Raw genomic sequence first — 11,371 nt, 5'->3', positions numbered from 1 at the left:
GATCCGTTGGCGGCCGGCGGGAACGGAGGGCGAGCTATGGCGCGGATCGCTTCCTGGACGATCGTGGCTCCGGCGCTGCTGACGGCGATGCCCGTTCATGCCGCCGATCCCGCGCGCGACGCCGCCTGGGCGGATCGGCTCGGCTGGGGGTCTTCTGCCGCGCCGTCGAGTGGCCCCGCCCCCGGTAGCGATGCGTGGCTGCGGCATCAGCTGGACGATCGGCCCGCCCCCCTGCCCCCGATGGTCCAGGCCCGGATCGACGCGATGCGCATCACCCGCGAGCCGGTCGCCGCTCTGGTCGTCGAGACCGATGCGATGCAGCGCGACTTCAAGGCGATCGCCGACCCCGAGCGAAAGAAGCTCGCCCGCCAGGCCTATCAACAGGCGATGAACGATTTGGCCGACGAGGCGCGGGAGCGCTTCATCCTGCGCGCGCTATATTCCCCAGACCAGTTGCGCGAACGGATGACCTGGTTCTGGTTCAACCATTTCAACGTGCAGGCGAGCAAGCGCGACATTCGCGCGATGGTCGGCGATTATGAGGAGACGGTCCGCACCCATGCGCTGGGGCGGTTCCGCGACCTGCTGGAGGCGACGCTGCGCCACCCGGCGATGCTCCGCTATCTCGACAATGATCAGAACGCCGCCAAGCGCATCAACGAGAATTACGCGCGCGAGATCATGGAATTGCATTCCATGGGGGTGGGCTCGGGCTATACGCAGGCCGATGTGCAGGAACTGGCGCGCATCCTGACCGGTGTCGGGGTCGACCAGAAACCCGATGCCCCCAAGCTGAAACCCGCGCTTCAACCGCTTTACGTCCGTGCCGGGCTGTTCGAATTCAATCCCGCGCGCCATGATTTCTGCACCAAGCATTTCCTGGGACACACCATCCAGGGATCGGGCTTTGCCGAGGTCGAACAGGCGCTCGACCTGATCGCCGACAGCCCGGCGACGGCGCATCATGTCTCGCTTCGGATCGCGACCTATTTCATGGGCGACACCCCACCGGCCGCGCTGGTCGACCGGATGGCGGCGACCTTCCGCCAGAGCCATGGCGACATCGCTCAGGTGATGAAGACCATGATCCGCTCGCGCGAATTTTCGGCATCGCTGGGCAGCAGCTTCAAGGAGCCGGTCGGCTATAGCCTGTCGGCGGTGCGGCTGGCCTATGGCGATCGGGACATCACGAACACCAGGCCGATCATCAACTGGATCCGGCAGATGGGCGAAGGGCTGTACGAGCATGAGACGCCCGATGGCTATGACCTGTCCAGCGCCGCATGGTCGGGGCCCGGACAGATGGCGACGCGCTTCGACATAGCGCGCCAGATCGGGGGCGGTGCGGCGCGGCTGTTCCAGTCGCCCGACACACCGCCCGGCACGGCACCGCCGCCCTCTCCGCCACCGGTGCTGAAGGACTCGCCCGTCATCGCGGCGCGGATGGCCATGCTGGGCAAGCCGACCCAGGCGGCATTGGCCCAGGCCCGCTCCCCGGCCGAGTGGAATGCGCTTTACTTCTCCTCGCCCGAATTCATGCACCGATAGGAGGATGGCATGACGATCCCCCATTTGCATCGCCGCGACCTGTTATGCGGGGCCGCCATCCTGGCCCCCATGGTCGTGGCGGGCCGCGCCTTCGCCGCGCCCCAGGCGGGCAGCCGCCTGCTGGTCGTCTTCCTGCGCGGCGCCTATGACGCGGTGAACATCGTGGTACCGAGCGGCAGCGACTTCTATCACGAGTCGCGCCCCAGCATCGCGCTGCCCCGGCCAAATCCGGCCGATCCCAATGCGCCCATTCCGCTCGACGCCGACTGGAGCCTGCACCCGGCGCTGAAGGATTCGATCCTGCCGCTCTGGCAGGCCAGACAGATCGCCTTTGTCCCCTTTGCGGGGACCGACGATATGAGCCGCAGCCATTTCGAGACGCAGGACACGATCGAGCTGGGCCAGCCGGTCGGCGGGCATCGCGATTACGGATCGGGCTTCATGGCGCGGCTGGCGGGCATATTGGGGGCGGGCGAGCGGCCGATAGCCTTTACCGACCAGTTGCCCTTATGCTTTCGCGGGGGCGAGGACCCCATCCCCAATCTCGCGCTCGCCAATGTCGGCAAGCCCATCGACCAGCGCCAGGCCTCGCTGATCCAGAGCATGTATACCGGCCACCCCGACCTCGCCCGGTCGGTCAGCGAAGGTTTCACGGTGCGCGACACGGTCTACAGGACCTTGGACCAAGAGATGAAGGCCGCCAGCCGGGGTGCGGTCTCCGCCAAGGGCTTTGCCTTGTCGGCGCAGCGGATCGGCACGCTGATGCGCGACCGGTTCAACCTGGCCTTTGTCGATGTCGGCGGCTGGGACACCCATGTCAATCAGGGCGGCGCGACCGGCTATCTGGCAGACAGGATCGGGGAGCTGGGACGCGGGCTGGCCGGTTTCGCCCAGGCGATCGGGCCGGAGGCCTGGCGCAGCACCACCGTCGTCGTGGTGTCGGAGTTCGGCCGCACCTTTCGCGAGAATGGCGACCGGGGCACCGATCATGGCCATGGCAGCATCTATTGGGTGATGGGCGGCGGCGTCTCGGGCGGACGCATGGCGGGCGAACAGGTCGCCCTATCCGCCGCGACGCTCAACCAGGATCGCGATCTGCCCGTGCTGACCGACTATCGCGCGCTGATCGGCGGGCTGGTCGGGCGGCAGTTCGGCCTGTCAGCCGACCGCCTAGCGCCCCTGTTCCCGAACAGCCGAACGACCGACCTGCGACTGATCTGACATCATCGCGGCGCGCGTCCGGATGTCGTCCAATACATCGTCCAGCGTCAGCCCGGCCAGCTTGTCCTCCAGCGCCTCGCGCACGGGGGTCAGCATCGTCTCCAGGCTGGAGGTGATGTGCCGGTCGATCATCCCGTCGCCGTCGGGCGGCTGGCGGTGGAAGGCGAAGAAGTTACGATCCTCGACCGCCTGATACACCTCCAGCAGCCGAATGTCGGACGACGGTTTCGCCAGCATCGCGCCGCCGCGATTGCCCAGCTGCGACCGGGTCAGCCCCGCCGCCGCCAGTCGCAACAGCAGCGCCCGGACCACCGCCGCATTGGAATTGACGCTGACCGCGATGTCCTCGGAGCGCAGCGGCGTGTCGCCATGGTCGGCCATCAGGGCCAGCATGTGAAGCGACACGACAAAACGGGTGCTGGTCGGCAACTATTTACGCTCCTCGCTGCGCGGACCCGAACCGATCACGACGGACGCGATCCCGGTGAATCCCAACGGCCCCCATGAATGGATCATGATGGCTTTGCAATTACTAATCCATGTTATTTCACAACATCTTATTTCGACAACGTTCCACCATCGGAACGTATCCCGCAAATTTCCCACCGACGACGAAATAAGCCCGTGGCATAGGCCTAGGCCCCTAGGGAGCCGCGCAATCGCCTCCGAAACGCCGGCCTATCCCAGGGCGAACGCGTCGAGACCTCAGTGCGGCTTCGTCGAGGGCAGGCGGATTTCGAACAATTGGGGCCAGTTCTTGCCTGTCACGAAGATGCGATGCTTCGCCCGGTCATAGGCGATGCCGTTGGGCACCGAATCCCGATCGCTCAGACCCACCCGGTTCACCAGATCGCTCAGATCGACCACCCCCGCCACCATGCCGGTCGCCGGATCGATCCGCACGATATAGGGCGTCATCCAGACATTGGCCCAGATTTGCCCGTCGATATATTCCAGTTCGTTGAGATATTTGAGCGGTCGGCCATTGACCGTCACGTCCAGCGTCCGCGCGACCTTCATCGTCGCGGGGTCGAGGAAGCGGAGCCGGGGCGTGCCGTCGGACAGGATGATGTGATGCCCGTCATCGGTCATCGCCCAGCCTTCACCGTCATAGCGCCACTCGCCGGTGCGCTTCAGCGCGGGTCGGCTCCAGCGAAAGCCGCGCCCACCATGCCAGGTCACGCTGCGCAATTCGGGGCCCCAGGCAACGATCCCCTCGCCGAACAGGCCGTTGGGCACGGTCGCCTGACGCAGTGTCTTGCCACTTGCGAGGTCGACCTGGCGGATGATGCTCTGCCCCTCGCGCCCGGTGCTCTCGTACATCGCGCCGTCGGCGATCAGCAGCCCTTCAGTAAAGGCGGTGGTATCGTGGGGATAGGCATGGACCAGCTCGGGCTTCTCGACCGGCGGCGGGGCAGGGACGGCAGCCGGGGCCGGAACCAGTTGCGCCGCGGCGGGCAGCGCCAGCACCAGGATCAGCGGCAGGACGAGCCGGATCACAGCGTGCGCACCAGTCGCGCGACCCGCGCGATCCAGGCGGGCGCGGGCACCGTCACCCCCGCCGTCCCCGGCTCCAGCGGCAACAGGTGCAGTGCGTCGGTCAGCACGGCGGATAACCGGGCAAAGACATAGCCACCAGCGGGGCGGGGCACGAGGATGTCGCGATTCATGGCGTCGGCGAACCTATCCGGGCCCAGCGGCTCGCACCAGAGTTCATCGCCCGCCCGATAATCGCCGATCGCCCCCGTGACCGTCACCGCCATCATCCCCGGCGTCGCACAGGGCGGAGAGATTACGCGCGCGCTGCGCGGCGCCACCGCCCCGCGCGGGCCGAGCAGCGCGGCGACCGGCAAGGTCTCGCGCACCGGCAGCGTGACCAGATCGGCGGTCGTACAGCCCAGCGCGGCGGCGATCCGGTTGAGCCAGGGCAGGGACACGGTGCGCGTCCCCATCTCCAGCCGCCCGATCGTCTGCGGCGTGGTGGGCGGGCAGCAGGCGCGCGCGACATCGTCCAGCGTCATGCCCTTGGCGCGGCGCACTTCGCGGATCGCGGTGATCATCGCCCTTGTCCCTTCCCATCCATGCGATCGCATCCGTCCTGCCCGGCTGGCGAAGCCGGTCCGGCTGGGCTAAGCGCCTGACCTATTAGCTGTCGGAGTTATCGCCATGCGGTTCGCGATCGTCAAATGCCATGGATCGGGCAATGATTTCCCGATGATCGACGCGCGCGACCTGTCCCTGAGCGAGACGGAGTGGGCAGGCGTGGCGCGGGCGCTGGCCGACCGGGCTGGGCCCGTGGGTGGCGACGGCATCCTCCTGCTGGTGCCGGGCGACAAGGGCGCGGCGTTCGGCATGGTGATGCGCAACAGCGACGGCAGCGAGGCGGAAACCTGTCTCAACGGCGTCCGCTGCGTCGCGCGGGCGGGGTTCGAGGCGCTGGCGATCGACGCGGCCACCGTCAAGCTCAAGACCTCTTATGCCGATGCCCGGCACGACGCCGATCTCGCGCCCGGCGTCTATACCGTTCGCGAAACGGCGGGGCCGGCGGGCCTGTCCACCACCGCCTGGCCGATCCACGGCGCGCCCGAGCGGCTGGTCGATGCGGTCCTGCCGATGCTGGATGCCGGGCGACGCTTCACCGCGGTCACCATGCCCAACCCGCATCTCGTCCATTTCGTCGAGACGGTGGACGAGGCGGCGCTGGTCCGGCTGGGCACGATCTGCGAGGCGGCCCCCGACTGGCTGCCCAACCGCGCCAACGTGTCCTTCGTCGAGGTGCGCGGCGATGCGCTGTTCGTCCGCACCTTCGAGCGCGGGGTGGGCCTGACCGACAGTTGCGGCAGCGCGATGGCGGCCTCCACCTATGCGGCCTGCCTGACCGGGCGGATCGGCTGGGACGTACCGACCGTGGTGTTCAATCGCGGCGGCCTGGTCCGCGCCTTTGCGGGGGCGGACGGGATGGTCACGCTGTCCGGCAACGCGACCTATGAGTGGGCGGGCTCGGTCGAGGTCGACCTGACGACGGAAACCGCCAGCGATCTGGTGGTTGATCGGCATTTTCTCGACGAGATCGCCGCATGGGAGGCCGCCAAGTGCGGATGACGGGTTCGATCCGCCTTTGCGCCCGTTCGTACTGAGCGACGTCGCGGCATAGGATCCGCCCTGCATGGCAGGGGGCGGGCCCTTCCCATTGGTTCGAGCCGAACGGGCGTGCCCTTGGACCGCTTCCCGCGCAACGCATTGGCGGAGCGGAGCGTTGACCGGTCATGCTTCCCGTCCGCCGCCAGATCGCCGACCAGATACGTGACGTGGTCGGTTCCCGTTCGCTGGACCTGACGCGGCCACCGGGTGATGACGGATTGTTCGGACCGGGTTCCGCGACATGGGCGGTGCATGGCGACTTCACCGCGATGATGGCGGGCGGGATTGCGTCACTGCTCGTCCAGATGCTGCACCCCGCCGCGCTGGCGGGGGTGTGGGACCATTCCAATTTCCGCCGCGACATGTCCGGGCGGCTTCGGCGCACGGCGGGGTTCATCTCGGTGACCACCTATGGCTCGACCGAGGCGGCGGAAGCGATGATCGCGCGGGTCCGGCAGGTCCATGACCGGGTCAGCGGCACGCTGCCCGATGGCACGCCCTATTCCGCCAACGACCCGCATCTGCTGAGCGTCGTCCACGCCGCCGAGGTCGATGCCTTTCTGCGCGCGCACCGCACCTATCGCGATCCCGATTTCTCCGACGCGCAGGCCGACCGCTATCTGGCCGAAATGGCGACCATCGCCTATCGGCTGGGCGCGCGTGACGTGCCCGAGGACCGGCATCAACTGGCGCGCTTCCTCGATTCGATCCGTCCCGAACTACGCGTCGATGCGCGCACCCGGCTGGTCGCGCGCACATTGCTGAACCAGCCCGCGCCCAGTCCGGCGCTGGCCCCGGTCGCGACCTGGCTGACCCAGGCGGGAATCGCCCTGCTGCCCGACTGGGCGGCGCGGCTGCATGGGCTGGACGGCCCCGCCGCGATCCGTCCCGCCATTCGGGCGGGGACGAGGCGGCTGGGCGGAGCGATCCGCTGGGCGCTCGCCGGTTGAGTTACAGCGTCCCCAGCCGACGCGCCGCATCTAGATAAGCGCGCATCCCGTCAAGTGCGCGGGGCGTCAGCACCATGAAGGCGCGGCGGCGGTCGCCCGGATCGGGCTGGCGCGCGAACAGCCCCGCCTCGGTCATCTTGCCGATCCAGCGCAGCGCGGTCGTCGGCGCGACGGCGGCGGCGATACACAGGCTGGACACCGACACCTGCGATCCCTCCAGACTGGCCGCGTAGAGATCGAGCAGCATGTCCCAGGCCGGTTCCTCGAACAGGCCCGCCCCGAAAAAGCCGTCGCGCAGACGCCGCGCGCGGATCATCCGGCGAACCAGTTCGGCATCGCCGGGATGCACCCGCGCCGGAGCGGCGTGGAAACTCTGATGGCGATCACCGACGCCACCGCGCCGGCTCTGCTCCTCCTCCACCGACAGCCGCGCCAGCGCCTCGGCGATGCGCGCCACTTCGGCGTTCAGCCGCCGGAGCCGTTCCGACTCTCCCTCGCGGAAATGCGAGTGGAGCAGCGAGGGGGCGCTGATGCTCGTTCCCGCAATGGCCAGCGCGGCGACCAGTTCGACCTGGCTGGCGTCGCACAGCATCGCGACGCGCGGGCCGAGCAGCATGGCGGCGACCAGATCGATCTCCGCCGAAGCGAGACTGACCACAATGGGCAGGTCCAGCGCGGTCGCCACCGCGTCGATCCGGGCCAGCGCGATTTCCATCGCGGCGGGCTCCGCGCCATGCGTGTCGACCAGAAGCAGCGGACGGCCTGCCTGGTGTCCGATCTGATCCGCGACCTCCGTCCATGCGATCGTACGCAGCACCCGCCCCCCGGCCTGCTGCACGGCGTCGCTTGCCGCTACGGAAAGCGCAGGTGCGCTGATCACCACGGCTCCAAAGCCGCCGCCGTAAAGCTCTTGTCCGTCCACTCTCTTCCCCCCGCCGCCTCTGGAAAAGGCTCGTCCATCGCCGGATCGCACGGACCGGGCGGGCGTGAAAATAGTTTACGCCGCCCCGTCGATCCAGCGATTGAAATGACGTCCGGGAGTCGACGTCAGTCCGAATCGGGCACTCAGCCGAGCGCCTTGACGATCTCCTCGACCATCTTCTTGGCGTCTGCCAGCAGCATCATCGTGTTGTCACGATAAAATAGCTCGTTGTCGACACCCGCATAGCCGACGCCGCCCATCGACCGCTTGATGAAGAGCACCGTCTTGGCTTTCTCCACGTCGAGCACGGGCATGCCGTAAATGGGGGAAGAGCGGTCGGTCTTGGCCGCCGGATTGGTCACGTCGTTGGCGCCGATGACGAAGGCGACATCCGTCTGCGCGAACTCGGCGTTGATGTCCTCCAGTTCGAACACCTCGTCATAGGGGACGTTCGCCTCGGCCAGGAGGACGTTCATATGGCCGGGCATCCTCCCTGCGACCGGGTGGATGGCGTATTTGACGCGCACCCCTTCTTTCTTGAGAAGGTCGCCCATCTCGCGCAGGACATGCTGCGCCTGGGCCACCGCCATGCCGTATCCAGGGACGATGACGACCTGTTCGGCCTGGCTCATCAGAAAGGCCGCGTCCTCCGCACTGCCGCGCTTCCAGGGCCGGTCCACGCCCGCGCCGCCCGTGCTCGCCCCGGCATCGCTCGCGCCGAAGCCGCCCGCGATGACGCTGATGAAGCTGCGGTTCATTGCGCGGCACATGATGTAGGACAGGATCGCACCCGAGCTGCCCACCAGCGCGCCGGTGATGATCATCGCCGTATTGTGCAGCGTGAAGCCCATCGCCGCGGCGGCCCAGCCCGAATAGCTGTTCAGCATCGACACCACGACCGGCATGTCCGCGCCGCCGATGGGGATGATCAACAGGAAGCCGATCGCGAAGGACAGGATCGTGATCGTCCAGAAGATCCACGGCGCCTGATCCCGGGTAAACATCGCGACCAGAATGACGATCGCGCCGAGCAGCCCTGCGTTCAGCGCATGGCGGCCGGGCAGCAGGATCGGCTTGCCCCCCATATTGCCGTTGAGCTTGAGGAAGGCGATGACCGAACCGGAAAAGGTGATTGCGCCGATCGCCACGCCCAGCGCCATCTCCACCCGGCTGACGACATGGATGCTGGCAAAGGGCTGTCCGATCATCGGCACCACCATGTCGGCGATGTCGAAGGCGACCGGATTGAGGAAGGCGGCACAGGCGACCGCGACCGCGGCAAGGCCGACGAGGGAGTGGAAGGCGGCGACCAGCTGCGGCATCGCGGTCATCGCGATGCGGCGGGCGGTGGTGATGCCGATCAGCGCGCCCAGGCCGATGGCGGCGAGAATTTCGAGAACGGCGACCCAATCAATCTGAGAACCAAAGGGGCAAACGGCCTCTCCGATTTCACATGCCGCCGTCCAACCGGAGCCTATCGATGGCATATGCGTCACCAACGTCGTGACGACGGCAATCGCCATACCGATCATGCCGAAGCGATTGCCGCGCTGGCTGGTCGTCGGGCTGGACAGCCCGCGCAGCGCCAGGATGAAGCACACCCCCGCCACCAGATAGGCGAGCGACACCCAGGGGTTCGCGGCAACGGCCTCGACCGCAGGGGCAAGGGGCGCAGGCGGCAGCGCGGGTGACACTGGGGCGATCACGAGCGCTTCTCCTTCTTGCGGTACATGGCGAGCATCCGCTGCGTCACCGCAAAGCCGCCGAAGATGTTGATGCTGGCCAGCACCACCGCGCCCAGACCCAGCCACTTGGCGACACCGGAGCCGGTCGCCCCCGAAGACGCCGCCGCCGCGATGAGCGCACCGACGATGATGACCGAGGAAATGGCGTTGGTCACCGCCATCAACGGCGTGTGCAATGCGGGCGTGACCGACCAGACGACATAATAGCCGACGAAACACGCCAGTACGAAGATCGACAGGATCGCTATGAAGTCCATGCTATTCCTCCCCGGTACGGGGAGGGGGACCGCTCGCCGAAGGCGAGTGGTGGAGGGGGGCCGCCGCCAGCGAGACGATCGAAGCGGCAACCGCCTCGACGTCGCGCATGATGTCGGCGGCCCCGACCCGCATGACCCTGTACCCGTTTTCGTTCATAAATCGGTCGCGCGCGAAATCGCGGATTGGGCGTGCCTCAAGACTGTGCACGGCGCCATCGACTTCGATGATCAACCGAGCGCTCGCGCAGAAGAAATCGGCGACATAGCACCCGATGGGATGCTGCCGGCGAAATCGGACGCCGCCGGGCGAGCCGCGAAGTTGCTGCCAAAGCATGACCTCCGGCAGGGTCATACGCCGTCGCAATTTGCGGGCCAGCGATACTTCAGGACGCAGCCTCTGCCGCGCGCCCCCTCCACCGGCTTCGCCGGTCCCCCTCCCCGTTCCGGGGAGGATCGTCACGACCGCAACCTCGGATTCACCACCTGCCCGCCTCGCGTCAGGCGGATCGCGTCGCCGATTTCGGCGTCGAGGACCGGCCTTCCGGCCTCCTTGTCCCAGAACGCCGCCAGGAAATTGTACATATTGCGCGCGAACAGTGCCGAGGCGTCCGCCGCCAGGCGGCTGGCCATGTTGCGGTGACCGATGATCGTGACGCCGTGCCGCTGGACGACCTCGCCCGGCATCGCGCCTTCGACATTGCCCCCGGCCTCGACCGCCAGATCGACGATGACGCTGCCCGGCCGCATCGTCGCGACCTGCGCATCGGTGACGAGGCGCGGCGCCGGGCGGCCGGGGATCAGCGCGGTGGTGATGACGACATCCTGCCTGGCGATATGCCCGGCGACCAGTTCCGCTTGCGCGGCGCGATATTCCTCGCTCGTCTCGCCGGCATAGCCGCCCGCGCCCTCGCCCTCGATCCCCGCCACGCCTTCGACGAAGATCGGCTTGGCGCCCAGCGACTGGATCTGTTCGCGCGTGGCGGAGCGGACGTCGGTGGCCGACACCTGCGCGCCCAGCCGCCGCGCGGTCGCGATCGCCTGAAGCCCGGCCACGCCCACCCCCATGACGAAGACCCGCGCCGCCGGGATCGTGCCCGCCGCCGTCATCATCATCGGAAAGGCCCGGCCATAGGCACCCGCCGCCTCCAGCACCGCCTTGTACCCGGCCAGGTTGGACTGGGAGGACAGAATGTCCATCGACTGGGCGCGGGTGATGCGCGGCATCCAGTCCATCGCCAGCGCCTCCAGCCCCGCCGCCGCATAGGCCGCCACCGCCTCGCCGCGTCGAAACGGGTCGAACGCCGCGATCACCCAGGCCCCCGGCGCGGCCCCGCCCAGCATGCCCGCATCCGGTGCCTGCACCGCCAGCACGATCTCCGCGTCAGCCAGCACATCGCTCCGTTCGCCGAGCGTCGCGCCCGCCTGTTCGTAATCGGCGTCGGGGATCCCTGCGCCTGCCCCCGCCCCACCTTCGACCAGCAGTGTCGCGCCCAGCGCGATCAGCTTTCGTACCGTCTCCGGCGTGGCGGCGACCCGGGCTTCGCCTGCAACGGTTTCGCGCAGGACCGCGATGCGCGTGCCCATGGA

12 protein-coding genes are annotated in these 11,371 nt (G+C 67.8%); 4 read left to right on the top strand and 8 right to left on the bottom strand.

Annotation, left to right across the window (positions count from 1 at the left end):
- The first annotated feature begins 36 nt into the window (after positions 1 to 36).
- Both NZL82_RS13590 and NZL82_RS13585 read left to right on the top strand, forming a co-directional pair.
- Positions 37 to 1,548, top strand: a complete 1,512-nt coding sequence (locus tag NZL82_RS13590) for a DUF1800 domain-containing protein (protein WP_261270290.1) — start codon at positions 37 to 39, stop codon at positions 1,546 to 1,548.
- A gap of 9 nt (positions 1,549 to 1,557) precedes the next feature.
- The gene (locus tag NZL82_RS13585; protein ID WP_261270289.1) at positions 1,558 to 2,769 is read left to right on the top strand and encodes a DUF1501 domain-containing protein; all 1,212 of its coding nucleotides are present in this window, start codon (positions 1,558 to 1,560) and stop codon (positions 2,767 to 2,769) included.
- Here NZL82_RS13585 and NZL82_RS13580 read toward each other — a convergent pair.
- The 3 genes from NZL82_RS13580 to NZL82_RS13570 form a co-directional block, all read right to left on the bottom strand.
- Positions 2,719 to 3,198 (bottom strand): Rrf2 family transcriptional regulator, encoded by a 480-nt coding sequence (locus NZL82_RS13580; RefSeq protein ID WP_261270288.1) that lies wholly within the window; start codon positions 3,196 to 3,198, stop codon positions 2,719 to 2,721. The two genes, NZL82_RS13585 and NZL82_RS13580, sit on opposite strands and share 51 nt — an antisense overlap.
- A 276-nt stretch (positions 3,199 to 3,474) precedes the next feature.
- Positions 3,475 to 4,269, bottom strand: coding sequence for a glutaminyl-peptide cyclotransferase (locus NZL82_RS13575; RefSeq protein WP_405051378.1), 795 nt, complete (start codon positions 4,267 to 4,269; stop codon positions 3,475 to 3,477).
- Positions 4,266 to 4,829 (bottom strand): helix-turn-helix domain-containing protein, encoded by a 564-nt coding sequence (locus NZL82_RS13570; protein WP_261270287.1) that lies wholly within the window; start codon positions 4,827 to 4,829, stop codon positions 4,266 to 4,268. Before NZL82_RS13570 ends, NZL82_RS13575 begins: the two co-directional genes overlap by 4 nt.
- 106 nt (positions 4,830 to 4,935) lie before the next feature.
- Between NZL82_RS13570 and dapF the strand changes: the two genes are divergently transcribed.
- Positions 4,936 to 5,871, top strand: coding sequence for a diaminopimelate epimerase (gene dapF / locus NZL82_RS13565; protein WP_261270286.1), 936 nt, complete (start codon positions 4,936 to 4,938; stop codon positions 5,869 to 5,871).
- A gap of 164 nt (positions 5,872 to 6,035) precedes the next feature.
- On the top strand, positions 6,036 to 6,860 hold the full coding sequence (locus NZL82_RS13560) for an oxygenase MpaB family protein (RefSeq protein ID WP_261270285.1): 825 nt from the start codon (positions 6,036 to 6,038) through the stop codon (positions 6,858 to 6,860).
- A 1-nt stretch (position 6,861) separates the two neighbouring features.
- Here the strand turns inward: NZL82_RS13560 and NZL82_RS13555 are convergent, their stop codons facing one another.
- The 5 genes from NZL82_RS13555 to NZL82_RS13535 form a co-directional block, all read right to left on the bottom strand.
- Positions 6,862 to 7,782, bottom strand: a complete 921-nt coding sequence (locus NZL82_RS13555) for a winged helix DNA-binding protein (RefSeq protein ID WP_261270284.1) — start codon at positions 7,780 to 7,782, stop codon at positions 6,862 to 6,864.
- A gap of 143 nt (positions 7,783 to 7,925) precedes the next feature.
- Complete coding sequence (locus tag NZL82_RS13550) at positions 7,926 to 9,464, bottom strand: NAD(P)(+) transhydrogenase (Re/Si-specific) subunit beta (RefSeq protein WP_261270385.1); 1,539 nt, start codon at positions 9,462 to 9,464, stop codon at positions 7,926 to 7,928.
- A gap of 20 nt (positions 9,465 to 9,484) precedes the next feature.
- Positions 9,485 to 9,784 carry a proton-translocating transhydrogenase family protein gene (locus tag NZL82_RS13545; protein ID WP_058745330.1) on the bottom strand — a complete coding sequence of 100 codons (300 nt, stop codon included), beginning with the start codon at positions 9,782 to 9,784 and terminating at the stop codon, positions 9,485 to 9,487.
- A 1-nt stretch (position 9,785) separates the two neighbouring features.
- Positions 9,786 to 10,136, bottom strand: a complete 351-nt coding sequence (locus NZL82_RS13540; RefSeq protein WP_261270283.1) for an endonuclease domain-containing protein — start codon at positions 10,134 to 10,136, stop codon at positions 9,786 to 9,788.
- Positions 10,137 to 10,240: 104 nt separating this feature from the next.
- Entirely contained in the window at positions 10,241 to 11,368 is a 1,128-nt protein-coding gene (locus NZL82_RS13535; protein ID WP_261270282.1) for an NAD(P) transhydrogenase subunit alpha, read from the bottom strand.
- Positions 11,369 to 11,371: the final 3 nt, after the last annotated feature.

The organism is Sphingomonas sp. LC-1, assembly GCF_025371035.1.
Taxonomy (GTDB): Bacteria; Pseudomonadota; Alphaproteobacteria; order Sphingomonadales; family Sphingomonadaceae; genus Sphingomonas; species Sphingomonas sanguinis_E.
The sequence above is the reverse complement of the archived record's forward strand: the minus strand, read 5'-3'. Positions and strand labels throughout refer to the sequence as shown.